The organism is Pseudoalteromonas sp. ATL1, from assembly GCF_058933015.1.
The window spans coordinates 727,516-743,610 of sequence record NZ_JBZYXL010000001.1 but is presented as its reverse complement, the minus strand read 5'-3'; the positions used below and the strand labels follow the sequence as shown (position 1 = coordinate 743,610).

The 16,095-nt window shown below is 44.9% G+C and carries 11 protein-coding genes; 6 read left to right on the top strand and 5 right to left on the bottom strand.

Annotated features, from left to right (window positions below; translation table 11 throughout):
• Positions 1-12: 12 nt before the first annotated feature.
• The gene (locus tag AC5FX4_RS03145; RefSeq protein WP_493605065.1) at positions 13-1,176 is read right to left on the bottom strand and encodes an efflux RND transporter periplasmic adaptor subunit; all 1,164 of its coding nucleotides are present in this window, start codon (positions 1,174-1,176) and stop codon (positions 13-15) included.
• A 299-nt stretch (positions 1,177-1,475) separates the two neighbouring features.
• Between AC5FX4_RS03145 and AC5FX4_RS03140 the strand changes: the two genes are divergently transcribed.
• Both AC5FX4_RS03140 and AC5FX4_RS03135 read left to right on the top strand, forming a co-directional pair.
• On the top strand, positions 1,476-2,663 hold the full coding sequence (locus tag AC5FX4_RS03140) for a tetratricopeptide repeat protein (RefSeq protein WP_493605064.1): 1,188 nt from the start codon (positions 1,476-1,478) through the stop codon (positions 2,661-2,663).
• 110 nt (positions 2,664-2,773) lie between these two features.
• Positions 2,774-4,546 (top strand): PKD domain-containing protein, encoded by a 1,773-nt coding sequence (locus AC5FX4_RS03135; protein ID WP_493605063.1) that lies wholly within the window; start codon positions 2,774-2,776, stop codon positions 4,544-4,546.
• 157 nt (positions 4,547-4,703) lie between these two features.
• On the opposite strand, the gene AC5FX4_RS03130 is transcribed toward AC5FX4_RS03135, so the two are convergent.
• The 3 genes from AC5FX4_RS03130 to AC5FX4_RS03120 form a co-directional block, all read right to left on the bottom strand.
• Positions 4,704-7,565: a TolB family protein gene (locus tag AC5FX4_RS03130; RefSeq protein ID WP_493605062.1), complete on the bottom strand. Its 2,862-nt coding sequence runs from the start codon at positions 7,563-7,565 to the stop codon at positions 4,704-4,706.
• 167 nt (positions 7,566-7,732) lie between these two features.
• Entirely contained in the window at positions 7,733-8,584 is an 852-nt protein-coding gene (locus tag AC5FX4_RS03125) for a D-hexose-6-phosphate mutarotase (protein WP_493605061.1), read from the bottom strand.
• A gap of 120 nt (positions 8,585-8,704) precedes the next feature.
• The gene (locus AC5FX4_RS03120; protein ID WP_493605060.1) at positions 8,705-10,663 is read right to left on the bottom strand and encodes a methyl-accepting chemotaxis protein; all 1,959 of its coding nucleotides are present in this window, start codon (positions 10,661-10,663) and stop codon (positions 8,705-8,707) included.
• A 189-nt stretch (positions 10,664-10,852) separates the two neighbouring features.
• On the opposite strand from AC5FX4_RS03120, the gene AC5FX4_RS03115 reads away from it, so the two are divergent.
• The 4 genes from AC5FX4_RS03115 to katG all read left to right on the top strand — a co-directional run bounded on the left by AC5FX4_RS03115 (position 10,853) and on the right by katG (position 15,400).
• Positions 10,853-12,076, top strand: a complete 1,224-nt coding sequence (locus tag AC5FX4_RS03115; protein ID WP_493605059.1) for a porin — start codon at positions 10,853-10,855, stop codon at positions 12,074-12,076.
• Between the two features lie 102 nt (positions 12,077-12,178).
• Complete coding sequence (locus AC5FX4_RS03110) at positions 12,179-12,577, top strand: YbaN family protein (RefSeq protein ID WP_493605058.1); 399 nt, start codon at positions 12,179-12,181, stop codon at positions 12,575-12,577.
• Between the two features lie 83 nt (positions 12,578-12,660).
• Positions 12,661-13,038 carry a VOC family protein gene (locus tag AC5FX4_RS03105; protein WP_493605057.1) on the top strand — a complete coding sequence of 126 codons (378 nt, stop codon included), beginning with the start codon at positions 12,661-12,663 and terminating at the stop codon, positions 13,036-13,038.
• A 151-nt stretch (positions 13,039-13,189) separates the two neighbouring features.
• Entirely contained in the window at positions 13,190-15,400 is a 2,211-nt protein-coding gene (gene katG / locus AC5FX4_RS03100; protein WP_493605056.1) for a catalase/peroxidase HPI, read from the top strand.
• A gap of 45 nt (positions 15,401-15,445) precedes the next feature.
• On the opposite strand, the gene AC5FX4_RS03095 is transcribed toward katG, so the two are convergent.
• A complete protein-coding gene (locus tag AC5FX4_RS03095) occupies positions 15,446-16,084 on the bottom strand; it encodes a histidine phosphatase family protein (RefSeq protein ID WP_493605055.1) in 639 nt (212 codons plus the stop codon).
• Positions 16,085-16,095: the final 11 nt, after the last annotated feature.

The following is a 16,095-nucleotide window of genomic DNA, read 5'->3' as shown; positions in this document are numbered from 1 at the left end:
TCAAGCCTGCCTTTAAAGTGTCTGCGCGGCGTCGCCAGCACTTGAAGAATCAGCACCTGCGACTTTCACTGACATACCTTCTTGTGGGTATTCCGGTACTGTGGTGACCAACTTTTCGTTGTCATTTAGGCCAATGCTCACAAAGAAGTATTCACTTTCTTCACGAATAACCTGCACTTTTCTGGGCTCAAGCGTGTTGTCATCTTTTAAGATCCAAACCGTTTGATTGTTAACAAGCTCCTGCGGTAGGCGATAAATTCGGTTCAACGTCTTACCCGTAAAATCCACTTGCACAAACGAACCAAACTTAACCGCAGGCTGTTTGTTTTTTAATCCATATGGGTCATCAATTCGTACCACTAAGTTCACCATACGTGTTTGGGTATCCACTACCCCCAAATCTCTATCAATCACCGCTGCACGTGTAAAGCCATTCAAACCACTTTGTTTGACTGTTGCGGCTGTGCCCGCCAAACGCTCTGGTAAAAAGGCACTATCAAATCCAGCAATTGGAATGATAACCTCTGCCACTTCGATATTGTTTAGTTTCGCAACGGGTGAACCCACACTAACAAACTGGCCTAAACCCACATCTCGAGAAACAACAAGCGCGTCATAAGGTGCAATCACATTACAATTGTCTAAATCACGCTGTGCACGTTTTAATCCAGCTTGAGCCGATTTAACTGCAGCTTTAGCACTCATTAACTGAGGCTTGCGTAAGAATAAGTCTGTGTGCTTTTTACTTGGAAAGCGTTTTGCTTCATCTGCAGCAACATCCGCCAAAGCTTGCTCTTCAATTAAGGCTGCTTGAGCACGAGACAGCTCGGCTTCCGCCTGCAGCACTGCAGCTTCGTAATTATCTTTTTCGATGCGCATCAACACATCGCCGCGCGCAATCACGCCACCAGCCACAAAGCTCGGATTCCAATACGTTACTTCTCCCGACACTTGCACTGATAATTGCGTCTGCTCAAACGGTTTTACTTCCCCATAACTATTGATAACCACTTGATGGTCGCGCGCAGAAATTGCTTCTACTTCAACCACAGGCCGGCTATCAACAGGCTCCTTTGCTTTTGGATCAGCAGCAACGGCATTTATTCCTGCTGCACCTACAGCACCCACAGTGAGTGCCGCGAAGGGTAAGATCCATTTTAAGAGTTTCGTTTGCATGACTTCACCTCGTATAATTTTCCTGCATCTATAGTAACAATTTTATGAGCAAGGAAAACGTGACATTTGTAAGTTTCTGTTATTTGATTACACGATTTTTTCTAACAGTGTACTCATTTTCTTTACAGGCTAAGTAGCCGTTCTAGAGCTGACGCGTAAACAACCCTGTTATTTTGGTCATTTGCCGACTGTACAACACAAGACGCTCTTTCTCATAGCCAAGCGTGCTGTTTTGCATAAAACTGATTGCAAATAATGAAGAAATTATCTAAATTCGAAAGCAAAAAGGAATAAAAATCATGAGTGAAAATGTCGCTATTGTATTGATTATCATGATGTTACTAGGGTGTTCACAAAGACCAAAGGAACCTGCCGCCCCCGCCATTCCCAAAGCAACCCTTTTGTTTAATCATGCACAATTTCAAAAAATGAACGTCCCTGCCGAAGAGACGGTTTTTGTATTACCAGTAAAAGAACAAGAAAAATTCCTAGCCTATGCTCAACGAGCCAAACAACAAAATAGACGAGCAGATAGAATTGTCGCTGATTACCTAGAATCAAAAATGAGCAATTTTACCTACGATGGTGCAACACTCAATGCCAGTCAAACCATAGAGCAAGGCCAAGGCAATTGTATTAGCCTAGCCATATTAACTCAGGCCTATGCCAACTTAATTGGCCTAGAAACCAGTTTTTCAGAAGTTGCGTCTATTCCGGTGTATTCAAAGGTCAAAAACACACTCCTTATTTCTTCTCATTTCAAAACTAAGCTATATGCACCACAAGAAGAAAAAAACGATAACTGGTTTGTCATTGTGCGACCCGGCACGGTTATCGACTATTTCCCTGCCAATGATATTATTTTTCTAGGTAAAGCAAGCTATCAAGATCTACTGGCAAAGTACTACGCTAATTTAGCTACTGAAGCGTTACTTACAAATCAGTTCAATCAGAGTTACTCATTATTACTTAAGGCATTCGACTATGCGCCTTATGACCCAGAACTTATTAACCTTGCTGCTATTTTACATCGTCGAAAGGGGGACCTTAACGGTGCGCAATCAATATTTGAGTATGCAATGCGTAACCAATTTGTGAGTAGTAACCTACTACACAGTTACATTTATCTTGCTCAGCAATTAAAGGATGATGCGCTGGTTGAACGCTTAGATAACGAGCTAGAGTTCAACGCCAAAAACCCGTTTGATTCGCTTCAATTAGCCGAACGATTCATTGAGAAACAGCACTACACCAATGCTGAAAACTTACTTCAAGGGATCATTACTTACACACCTTACATCCCTGAACCGTACTTTGTATTGGCAAAACTCTACTATCAAAGGGGCCATATTAGAAAGGCGCAAAGCTATTTAGAAAAAGCATTAGAAAGAGCGGAAGATCAGGAAAAGCAAGGAATTTATCAAGCTAAGCTCAATACGCTCAAACATTACTCGCAGAGTTATAACAAAATCGAAGAACAAAATTAAACCAAATGTTAATTTGTTATTAACAATTGTTTTACCTCGGCGTTTTTTCGTTCTACCTTATATGTGTCTAACTTTTAGACAAATACAAAATAAACATGTAAGGATAAACAATGAAAAAACGCTATTTTCTGCCAATATTAGGCTTAGCTTCAATGACAGCGCTTGCACAAGCGCCTTTAACCGAAGCGCAAATGATGAGTTTCACCAGTAAAACAAACGAAGCCATCATCGGTAAAACTGCGGCTTTAAATCTGGCGCTCAGTGGTAAAGAAAACACGGTGCTACAGACTATCTCTCATCCAGATGCCAGCTACATCAAACTGCACTTTAAAAACGTCAACCTAAAAGGTGGTGGCAAGCTTGTCGTAAGATCTTTGGATAATAGCGAACGTTACGAATACACAGCCGCGGATATGCGTAAAGCAACCACAGAAAAAGGCGACAATGGGATTAACCACTTCGCGGCAATGTCAGTATCGAGTGATTCAGTCATTGTCGAATACACACCAGGTGCAGATTTAAATACAACCTTAGGCGCGCCAGTGGTTGATTATTATCACTTCGGCATTGAGAACCAGCTCAGTGATGACGACATTGGTACAGATTCTACTTGTGGTGCGATGGAGCGCCGCGATGTGCAATGTTGGGCAGACTCTCACCCTGAAGAGTTTGAACGTAGCCGCCCGGTAGCGCGTCTTGTGATAGGTGGACGCAGCTTGTGTACCGGTTGGCGTGTCGGTTCTGACAACCGCATGTTCACCAATAATCACTGTGTTGAAACCGCTTCAGAACTCACTTCAACTGAAGTGTGGTTTAACTACCAACACACAACATGTAATGGCACAACAAAGGAAACCGTTGTAAAAGTAACTGGTAAAGACTTTTTAAAAACTGACTACACGCTTGATTACACGTTATTCACGGTGAACAACTTCGAACAAACAGCACCATTCGGCTACTTTGGTCTTGATGTGAACGATGCAACACAAGGACAGCGTATTTATATTCCCCAGCATGGTGCGGGCAATCCTAAAGAGCTATCTATTGAATCAGATCAGGATGCGAACGGCCTATGTCAGGTCAATGAAGCGAATGCGAATGGTCGCGGCACCGGTACGGACTTAGGTTACTACTGCGACACCATTGGTGGTTCATCTGGCTCACCGGTATTAGCCGCTGATACTCGAGACGTAATTGCACTGCATCACTTAGGTGGCTGTACTAACAAAGGTGCAAAAATCAGCAAAATTTGGCCACAAGTTTCAACACACTTCAACAACGAAGTGCCTGTCGGTGACCAGCCTAATGGTGATCCCGTTCCAGTAGCTAGCTTTACCTACACCTGTGATCTACTCAGTTGCCAATTTGATGGCTCAGCGTCAAAAGTTACTGGCGGCACCATTGCGCAGCATGAGTGGCAATTTGGTGATAACAGTAACAATGACTTTGGCAGCATGGTCACTCACAACTACGCAAACTCGGGTGATTACTCTGTCACACTGACCGTCACTGATGATAAGGGTCAAACCGCTTCTGTTAGCAAAACCGTTTCAGTAAACAATGCTGATGATCCGGCTCAATTACAAAAAGGTGTGGCTAAGAAAGATTTAGCCGGTGAGAAATACTCAGAGCAATTCTTCTACTTTGACGTACCTGCTGGTGCATCAAACATCACCTTTAAAATGGCCGGTGGTACGGGTGATGCCGATTTATACATTCGTAAAGGGGAAAAACCCACGACATCAACTTACGATTGCCGCCCATATCGTTGGGGGAATGGCGAAACGTGTACACAAAATGACGGTTCTGGTCGTTATCATGTCATGATCAGAGCTTTTGAGGCATTTAATGGCGTTCAGCTAACTGCCGACTATACTAACTAAGGCATATCGGGGAGTTCGCACGCAGAGCAAGGCCCAACGAGCTTTGCTCAAATGATAACCTGACGTGCAGCATCATTCTCCATATTTGTTTCATGCGCAAGGCGACAACTCATTGTCGCCTTTTTCAAGCCCTTTAAAAGCAGCTGAATGTTAGCTTTTATAGGTCATACCAAAGCCCAAGCCACATTCGATTGTCATTGTCTATATTCTCACCTTCAACACGACCAAAGCCGATATCTATGCGGAGATCGCTTATCCCAGCAGGAGAAAACTTAGCCAGCCAACTGTGGCCATTAAAACGCTGAGACCATTTAATGCCATAGGTTTGTGCGAATACCCTCGCGTCCATTTGATGTTGCATATAATAAACCCATGGCGCATTTTCTTTCCAACTCAATCCTGCACCATATCCTTCATACGCTCGCCCTTGTGCTGAAAAGAAGGGCAGCTCAGGGGCATACATAATATGGCTCTCTCGCTCATTGGTTAAAAGTGATGAGCTAAAGCCACCTAAACTCAATAAATCGGCATCCCGTTTACTCTGTTGATAGTTAACATATAACGGCATATGAAATGCTTTCGCAAAAAGCTGTGTGGAGAAGTCATGGCCTTGCCAGTTGCGCCCCAGCGCTTCTCCTGAGAACCACCTTGCCGATATTTTTTGTCCAACCGCAAAAGACTGCCTATCATATTGCCAAGACTGCGTTAATCCAAAACGCCACCAACGGTGATCTGTTCGTCGGTTATTGTAAGTTTGGTGCGCATACAGACCACCCACGTTTGCTATCAGTTTCAGTTGCTGCCACTGCTTAGTGTGGCTTACTTGGCTAAAAATACCCGTTTCTTGCTGCTGAACATTGGCCGAAAATGAAGGTTGCTTGTGTGCTGCTAGCTCATAATCAAATAGCTGAGTATCCCATGTCAGTTGCTCATTTTGATAACGCAGATTTGCAAATCCCCCCTTTAAAGCTTCATTTTCAATATCGTAGGCAACACCCGCATGCCAGCTAAGCTGCTCTAAAAAGTCAGACCCCTTCACCGCAAAATCCAATAACGACGTACTCGCGGAATAGTGACTTAAACCCATTGCCAAAGAGGCACTCTGCTGCCAAGGATCATATGCCATCACGGAACTGTCGTGGTGATAAATTTGCGCGTCTGGCAGCTGCACCGATGCCGAGGATAAGCGCTTGGATTGCGCCGTCTCTTCAACGTCATTCACCAATGTGCCGCGCCATGTAGCGGGCAGTTGATACATATCCACTCCCTCTGCGCGACTGGATAAGAACAACAATTCACCGGATGGCAATGATAAAGGGTAACTGACCATAGCCTGGCCATCACTCAATCGATAAACGGCGTTTGTTGCCAGCTCATAGCGGTATAAATCAACATTACCTTGCACGCCAGCCACAAAGTACAGCTCATTCCCCTGACTCGACCAATGGGGCTGGCTAAGGTATTGATAGTCTTTTGGCATGGGCACATGTATTAACTCATCACTGTCAAAATCTTTGATAAACAACTGCCAATGCTGGTTTAACTCTTTTTTCAGGTAAGCGAGCCGTTTATCATCATCACTTAAGACTGGAAAATCATACATCAGCCCAAGCTTTTTATTCGCCAAGCTGTGTATTTGACCCGTTACTAGATCCAATTTTACCAACTGCGAAAAACCAAACTCGACTTGTTCAGCATAGACCGTGCGCCTATCACTTTTTACCGTAAAACGCCGTATACCAGCATTGTCTGTTAGCTGTTCGATATTGCCGGTATTCAATGACCAACTAAACAACTCCCCCCTGCGTACATGGTTGTCATGACTATTGGTCACCGACGCGACAAAATATAACGTTTCATCATCCACCCATTGTGGATAACGTATACCCGAAAAGTTAGTGGGCTCGAGTTCAAAACGCCTCTTTTTGGCAAACACTTTTGGCGGTATGTCAGCAATATCCTTCGGGTCCTTAGCCAATATAGCCTGTTGTTTTTCAATAAAATGCTGTTGTGCTTCAAGGTCGTCTTCGGTGTCATAAACTCTCAGCCAAACACGCTCTTTTTTATCACGCTCAACGACTGCTAACATGCTGCCATTGGATGACATAGCCGGGCTGCTTGCGAGAAATGCGTAGTCTTGCCACAACGTTGCTGGCAAATCGGGTTCCTCTACCTCCTTTGCCATTGCTTGATACGTCAATTCAGCAATAAAACGTCGATAAAGTGTACTCGGGTGCTCACCAAATGCGCCAATAAAGGCTTGCTCAAAATCCCGAGTTTGCACCGCATGCATACGCGTCCAAACTGCATCTAATGTGTCGGCAGAATACTTAGCCTCAAGCCACGCCAAAAATCGTCCCCCCAGAAGGTAGGCCATTGACTGTGACATATATTCGTCATTACCCGAGTTGAGCTGGCTGTACGATAACAATGCCCCTTGTTGCGCAAGCTCTTTTAATATTGCTTCACTGTGGTTATCGTATAGGCGACCTCGGCCGGTCATTTTCGACTCCATCAAAGTAGCATAACCTTCAGCAACCCAACGAGGCATCACGGCCTGTGCAATGTCGTACACGTCCCACACATCTCTTAATAATTGCTTCATGCTATGTCGGCTAGGCTGAGATAAATGGACCAAATGAATGTATTCATGCAAGATCAGTAGCTGTTGCCAACTGTCCATATTGGCGATCACCGTATCCGATTGCGGTGGCGTCGTGAAAAGCGCCATTAGTGGATTACCTGTACTCGGTAAAGCAAAGCCATTAGCTGCATGGTAGGGATCAAAGACCACCACATCTGCGATTTTATCTAAAGCGCGCCGCTGCTGTTGCCATACTTTTTCTCGCACTATTTCCAGCTCTGTCGCGGCAGAACGAGCCCATTGCTCATGCCCTTGTGAATAATGGATATTAAAGTGCGCGGTGTGGATTGTGTACCACGTTGGACTGGCACTGAGCGACATGACCCACATACTGCCGATGATCAAACACCCTTTGATGATTTTAGCGAAATCCATGATTTATCATTTATTGTTCATGTATAACACTAGTATGCCAAAGATATGGATGCTATGTGTGTGAAAGTGTTTGCATTTGTTACATAAAAGCGCGTAGAACAGCTGTGGAAGTGTGTGATAGATTTGCTCGTATCCTGAGGTTTAGTTCAGGATACGAAACGGGACATTTACAACCAACGAAGCGTGGTTGTCAAAGTATGGCTCTGACCAGGCTCAACCGTGACTTTGTCATCCATCACATTGGCCGCTTCTAAACACAACATGGTATGGTATTCATCTTCGCCAAAATTACTTAAACGCTTGGCTTTTTCAATCCATGGATTCCACAGGATGCAAGAGCTTGAGTTTTCTCTCGACACTGCAATGATCCCCTCCGGCGTATTGATTGTCTGCGTTGCCTTTGCTTGGGTATACACCATATCCGTTTCACGGCTAAAACTCACAACATCATGTTGCTCAAACGGTCCTTCGCCAAACTCGATGAATTGCGCACCTTGTAAACCGTCCACCGTTGTGTGTTCAATGGCAGAGGTCGGAAAGTAAGTGTGCAATGCTTGTGTAAGGCTAAATGCCTGAGTACCTAAATTGGTGTTTGTTAAGCGCACTTGCAACTCTTCAGCAAAGCGAAACTCCACTTCCAACTTAGAGTGATGCGGCCAATAATTGTCGTCTACCGAACGCATAGGAAGTGATAACTTAACGCAGATGTAATCCTCTTTTTCAATCACTTCCTCAGCACGCCAGAGTAATTTGCGCGCCACACCATGGATCGGCCATTCTGGGTTTTCATGTACACCAAACCAAGGCCAACAAATTGGAATACCACCTCGTATGGCTTTACCCTCTTGATAATCTTCCTCTGCCGATACCCAAATCAAACTCCCTTTCCCTTTAGGGGTAAACTCTGTGAGTTGCGCACCTTGTAAAAAGACTTTGCCCGAGCACTTTGGACCATCAACATTGATATATTCAAGACCGCTGTCAGTTCGTAAAATTGAGACTGATGCCGATAACTCCATATTTCACCTTATTATTGAAATGTGATTATGCATTACATTACCGAATAAGGTGGGCGAGAGTAAACAACAAACGACCAATAATGAAGTATCCTCACATTGGTCGCATATCATATACAATCATCAGACTTTAAACTGCCCAACTAACCCGCTGAGTTTAGTTGACAATTGGTTCATTTTTTCACCGCTTTGCGCCGTACTATTTGCCACCTCCGATACGCTATCCGCAGCATTTTTAATGTCCGTCACACTGCGATTAATGTCTTCTGCAACATGCTGTTGCTGTTCTGCTGCGGTGGCAATTTGCATGTTCACATCACTGATCGTTTGTACTGACTGAGTAATGTCGGCGAACTGAGTTTGCGCCGAGTGAGTTAATTCAACCGTTTGCTCTGTACGCGCCAAACTCTTGCTCATCTCTTGAGACACTTGCTCAGTCATTTTTCTAAGCTTATCCAACTGTGAAGCAATCTCTTCGGTTGATTCCGAAGTGCGCTGCGACAACGCCCTGACTTCATCAGCAACCACAGCAAAACCACGGCCATGCTCTCCAGCACGGGCAGCCTCAATGGCTGCATTCAGCGCGAGTAAATTAGTTTGCTCCGCAATCCCTCTAATGACGCTTAAAATAGACATAATATTTTCGCTTTCACTGTCCAGTTTAGTGATGTCTGATGTCGCGTTATTGATCACTGAAGCCAGCTGCGCAACACTCTCAACCGTTTCGCCAATCACACTTTGCCCTGCTTCTGAAGATTGCTGAGTCTGCGAAGCCAGCTCTGCTGCATTGGCACAACTGGCGGCCACTTCATTGGCAGTTGCCGCCATTTCATTGATTGCCGTCGCCGCCATTTCCATCGCTTGTTGCTGCTGTGCGGTTGATTTGGTTAATTCGGCCGCCTGCGAAGAAGTCGCCTGTGCCGTTTGCGTGACTTGCTGAGCACATTGATTGATCTGAGTAACCAATTGCGCAATCAGATTTAAAAATAAGTTAAAGCTATTGGCGAGTTTACCGGTTTCATCCTTGGTTTTGATGTCTAACCGCTGGGTTAAATCACCGCCCCCTTGAGCAATCGCAGTAAGCCCATCACTGACCTCAATGATAGGCCCTGATATCAAACGAGAGATATAAGTCCCCAAAGCAACAAATACCGCGATTAGGATCGCGCTTAATACCACAATTGTGATTGTCATGGCATTAGCCGATGCCATCACCTCTTTTTTCTGAACAAGTCCCACAAACTTCCAGCCTAGCGATTGCGAGGTATAAATATTGGCAAAATAGTCCTGCCCAGCCAGAGACACTTCATGTAAGCCAGAATCAAAACCAGCCAAATTTTTAAAAACGCCACCAGCGACCTCGTCAAAAGGCTTAAAAGTATGATCTGGGTATTTTGCATCGGCCAGCACAGTGCCCGTATTTTCAACCAGTACGAGATAACCTGTTTCGCCTAAACGAATTTTCTTAACGATGGTTGTTAAGTCATTGAGCGATACATCCATACCCTGCGCACCAATCATTCGCCCATTTTGCATAATTGCTTTGGCGGTTGACACAATCACCATATCATCAGGTGGCCAATAGTAAGCATTGGTACGCACAGCTTCACCATCACCACGCTCTGCTGTTTGATACCAAGGTCTCGCCCTTGGATCATAACCGCCATTCACTTCACCTTGCGGCCATTGAATATAACCACCTTCTGTATTGCCCATATAGATATAAGCAATGCCTGGGTGCGTATCGCCAAACAATTCAAAGACTTGATAAGCTTTTTTTTCAACTGCCGAGTTTTTCAAAGAGCTGAGATTGATGGCGCCACTTTTGTCAAAGTAGGTTTCAACACCTGAGCGAGCAGCAATAACATCCGGGTGGCTTGCTAGATAGTTGACGTTTTTTGCAATTTCCCCAAAAAACATGGAGATACCATTATCTATTTGCAATGCTTCTCGGTTGGCCATTTCGGTGAAATTTTCTAAAGATGCTTGGCGCGTTTGTGAAATCATCAGACCCGCGATAATAATTAGAGGGAGTGCAATGGCCGAAACAAAGGCCAAACGCAGCTTCTGCGAAATTCTCATACCCATACTACCGTCGACTATCAATCTTCAAAATATAGTTAGTGACTGTTAGTATGGTCAAGCATTCGGAACGTAATCATTTGAATTGATAAAAAAATATGTCTCCGGTTCCCAATTTGAGATAATGCTTTAAAATGGTCTACCCTAATACATACGAGTAACTATCACAGTAACTAAAAGTGGGTAACCATGCATAAATTAACATCTCTCGCGCTCGCAATGAGCTTCATACCAACCTTTGCGCAAGCAAATAATGATGCCGATATCGCAAAATTAAAAAAGCAATTGGCGGATCTGCAAAAGCAGATCCAACAGCTCGAAAAAAAGTCTGAAAAACAAACCAGTAAATCAACTTCAGGCATAAAAGTAGGCGGTGCAGTGCGCACCAACTATAGCCACACCTCGTATAACGATGGCAATAAAAATCGCGGCGGCGACTTCGACTTTGATATTTTTCGGTTTAACTTATCCGGTGAAATCGGTGATGTTTCCCTCAATGCCGAGATCCGATTTTTCGACTACATGAGTGCCATCAAGTATGCCTATGTTGGCTATGACTTCGCAACAGATTGGCAAGTTCAGGCTGGGATCACCAAAGTACCGTTTGGTAACTGGCCGTATAATTCTCATAACTACTTTTTTAATACCACCTACTACATTGGCTTAGAAGACGATCACGACTTAGGGGTACTGTTTAAGCGCAAGCTAAAAGACAACTGGCAGCTCGACATTGGCTTTTTCAAAAATGATGAACTCGGTGGTGTAGACGGCTATGTTGATGACCGCAGCGATCGCTATTCCTACGACATAGTGGGTTATCGCAAATCAGGCGATGGGGTATATGATAACCCAACGCAACCGCTTGGTGAGTACAATACCCTCGCCGGACGTTATGCCTACCATTTTAAACATAGAGGTGGCACGACGGAAGTTGGCTTTTCAGGACAAGCAGGCGGGCTACATAATGGTATTGAGCGCGAAGGTGATTACCAATCTTGGGCTGTTCACGTAAACTCAACTATTGGCGCTTGGAATTTTCAGTTGCAGCACGGCGAATATCACTATGACATCGATAACGTTGAGCGCATGGCTGTGGGCGCTTACGCCTTCTACGACAGCATTGCCGCACAAGCGACCAGCTCTAATATCAATGTTGCCTACAGCCTACCCATAAAGTGGGGCGCAGTGACGGGGCTGCAGTTTTACAATGACTTTGGCGTTATCTACGACAAATCTGATAACAGCGAAGATACCTGGATGAATGTCACCGGTGTGTCCGTCGCAGCGGGTGGTTTTTTCACTTACTTTGATTTTGTAAATGCTAAAAACCAGCCTTTTGTTGGTGGCTCTATCGCTGGCGACAGCGATGATACCGAGCAACGTTTCAATATCAATATTGGCTATTATTTTTAAATGATTACATCAGGCCAGCAATGTAAGCTGGCCTGATGTAAAAAGTCGCAAAGCTTTAAAGCTGTGATAAGCTTTAAATATCACGCTAACAAAGAGACATTTATGGCACACAAGCTTTTTAATCGCTGTTTTTGGTTGCACGTTGCAGGCATCGGTTTTGTTGGCCTAGGCTTTGTGGGTATTGTGTTGCCAGTTATGCCCACGACGGTGTTTTTTATTTTGGCGCTCGCTTGTTTTACTCGTTCCAATCCAAAACTCGCAAATTGGCTTTTGCAGCATCAAAAATTTGGTCCCTCATTACAGCAGTGGCAAGCGCATCAAGTGATCCCACTCAAGGGGAAATACTGTGCGGCCTTAGGTATGCTACTTGGTTTTATTATCCTCGCTTTTAATCAGCCGCCCATTTGGGTTTTGCTTTGCGTTGCTTGTTGTGAAGTCTTGGTACTCATTTATATTTTTTCCAAACCTTCGTTCCCTCCCAATCAGATCAAGACAGACTGATATTCTGTTACACATTAAGTTTGCCTATTGATATGGGGAGCATTTAATCTATTGGGCAGTTACCCATAATCAGCAATGCTCATATGAACTTAAATCAAATCACATTACCAGTGCACAACATGGATGACGCCAGCGCGTTTTATCGACAACTTGGATTTTTGCAAATTGTTGATACTCCACACTATGCACGTTTTGAGTGCCCAAATGGTGCCACTTTTTCTCTCTCATTAAGAGAAGAAACATTTACCAATGGCGCAACCATCTACTTCGAGCACGAACAACTCGATGAGTGGGTGCAACAGCTACAACAAACAGGCTTTATATTTAAAGAATTACCAGAAGATAAGCGTTATTTGTGGCGCGAAGCAAAGCTGGTCGATCCGAGCGGAAATCAAATCATACTTTATTGGGCGGGTGAAAATCGCCTCAACCCACCATGGCGTGTGGAGCGCAGAGATTAACCAACCTACTCATATGGGTTGCTAACCTCTCGATTCATCGCAACTTTATCCTGATAGTCTAAAATACAAACAACACTTTTCATTGCGCGTACGCATATCTCAGCAACAACTGTGGCCGTACTCGCTTTACTGTCAGTTAAGGTAATTAAGCATGGATAAGAGCAAGCAAAATGATGCAGCCAAATGCCCCGTTATGCACGGCAGCAATACACGTGTTGGTGATAAGCGAACTAAAAACACCGACTGGTGGCCCAATCAATTAAACGTCAAAATTCTTCATTTAAATGATAAAAAGTCCAACCCCTTGGGTGAAGGATTCAATTATAAAAAGGCATTTAATCAGTTAGATTTGGCAGCCGTTAAACACGATCTCAACGATTTAATGACCGACTCCAAAGATTGGTGGCCAGCAGACTTTGGTCACTATGGTCCACTGATGATCCGTATGGCATGGCATGCTGCGGGAACGTATCGAACTGCCGATGGCCGAGGTGGTGCGGCAACAGGAAACCAACGCTTTGCTCCTCTAAATAGCTGGCCAGACAACGCCAATCTAGATAAAGCCCGACGCTTGCTTTGGCCAATAAAACAAAAATACGGCAACAACATATCATGGGCCGACTTGTTCATTTTGGCTGGCAATGTTGCTTTAGAATCTATGGGATTCAAAACCTTTGGCTTTGCAGGTGGCCGTGAGGACATTTGGGAACCAGAAGAAGACATTTACTGGGGCGTTGAGAAAGAATGGCTGAACAACAGCCGTTACAGTAATGGCCGAGAACTTGAGCAACCACTTGCAGCCGTACAAATGGGTTTGATCTATGTTAACCCTGAAGGACCCGATGGCCATCCAGATCCTGTTGCGTCAGGTAAAGATATTCGCGAAACGTTTAAGCGGATGGCGATGGATGACGCCGAAACAGTCGCCCTCACCGCGGGAGGGCATACATTTGGTAAATGTCATGGTGCAGCGGCCGATTCCCATGTGGGTGCTGAACCTGAAGCTGCGCCCATCGAGGAAATGGGTTTTGGATGGCGCAACAGCTACGGTGAAGGTAAGGGAGCAAGTACCATCACCAGTGGCATTGAAGGTGCTTGGACACCCACGCCAACCCAGTGGGACAACAGCTATTTTGAAGTGCTGTTGGGCTATGATTGGACCCTATCAAAAAGCCCAGCGGGCGCCAACCAATGGGTGCCAGTGAACCTCGCCTCTCACCATCATGCGCCGGATGCACATGCTGCCAACCAGCAAGTTGGTATTATGATGACCACTGCCGATATGGCAATGCGTGAAGACCCCCAATATCGGGTGATTGCCCAACGTTACCACGATAACCCTGATGAGTTTGCGGATGCCTTTGCCCGCGCTTGGTTTAAACTCACACATCGCGATTTAGGACCCAAATCTCGCTATCTGGGTCCTGAGGTACCCGATGAGAATTTAATATGGCAAGACCCCATTCCAGACATCGAACATGAATTAGTCGACCAGCGTGATATTGACATGCTCTCGGCGCAAATCCTTGCCAGTGATTTAACTATCTGTGAGCTGGTTTACACCGCGTGGTCTTCTGCTTCGACTTTCAGAGGATCGGATTGCCGAGGCGGTGCCAATGGCGCCAGAATTCGTCTCGCGCCACAAAATCAATGGCAAGTGAATCAACCACAACAATTACAAAAAGTATTGTCTGTTTTGACTCAGATCCAACAGTCTTTCAATACATCTCAAACCACCAACAAAGCAATATCTCTCGCTGATTTAATCGTACTCGCCGGCGCAACTGCCATAGAAAAAGCAGCAAAAGATGCTGGTATTGAAACGCAGGTGCCTTTTACTCCCGGCCGAGCAGATGCGAATGAGCAGCAGACCGATATCGCGTCTTTTGAAGTACTTGAGCCTATCGCAGATGGTTTTAGAAATTACCTCAAAGGTCGCTACAACGTCAGTGCTGAAGAACTCTTGCTAGACAAAGCCCAGTTACTTACCCTCACCGCACCAGAGATGACTGTGCTTATCGGTGGCATGCGCGCTTTAAACGCCAATTATGAACAAACTCCACACGGTGTATTCACGCATCGTCCTGGCACCTTGACCAATGATTACTTTGTTAATTTGCTCGATATGGACATTCAGTGGTGTGCCGAAAGCGAAAATGCGGATACTTTTGTTGGTCGTCATCGACAAACGGGCGAGAAAAAATGGACTGCCACGCGCGTGGATCTGATCTTTGGCTCCAACTCACAACTACGTGCCATCGCCGAAGTATATGGCTGCCAAAACAATCAGCTCAAGTTTGTACAAGACTTTATTCAGGCATGGAACAAAGTCATGAACGCAGATAGATTCGACTTAAAATAGCCCATTATCATCAAGAGCACGGCGTGTCCGTGCTCTTGAATGTTACTAGCTAGGTATTTTACCCCACTCTACACACTGCCAATCGTCAGGCTTGCCCGTGTGGTTTTCAAAAATACAAACGCCTCCCGTGGGCACTTTCAAATTATTAAACGCAAATTGCTTATCCAACACGTGGCTGAAGCGCATCAAACCGTTACTACTGACCAGTAAGACCGTTTGCTCTGTATGTTTTTCAAGTACGTTAGTGGCAAAAGCATGCCAACCTTGTTCTAATGCCTGTGGATCAACCAGCCAACCATCTGGGACCTTCGCGTATTGATTCCAGTCATCAATCACGGCTTTACCTTTTGCCAAGTCTCCCTGACCTAAACGCAGCATCACGGCTTCTTCGACCTGATCTTCATCGGGCCCGTAATCGATTTCGTTTAAAAATGACTCAAATTGAATTGAATCTGTGTCTATGCCCAAAGGTTGGCAAATAAGCTGTGCCGTTTGCACATGACGTTTTAAGGGCCCACTGTAAATCACATTTGGCACCAATTTAATCGAGCGTAAATATTCCCCAATCGCCGTGCCTTTTTTCTGCTCAACCAAGTCTAAATCCGTGCGGGCACCAACACGTGTCGGCGTATCTGTGGGTAAAAAAGTATTACCATGTCTTACCACGATCAAGCGTGTTGTCATTATTTATTACC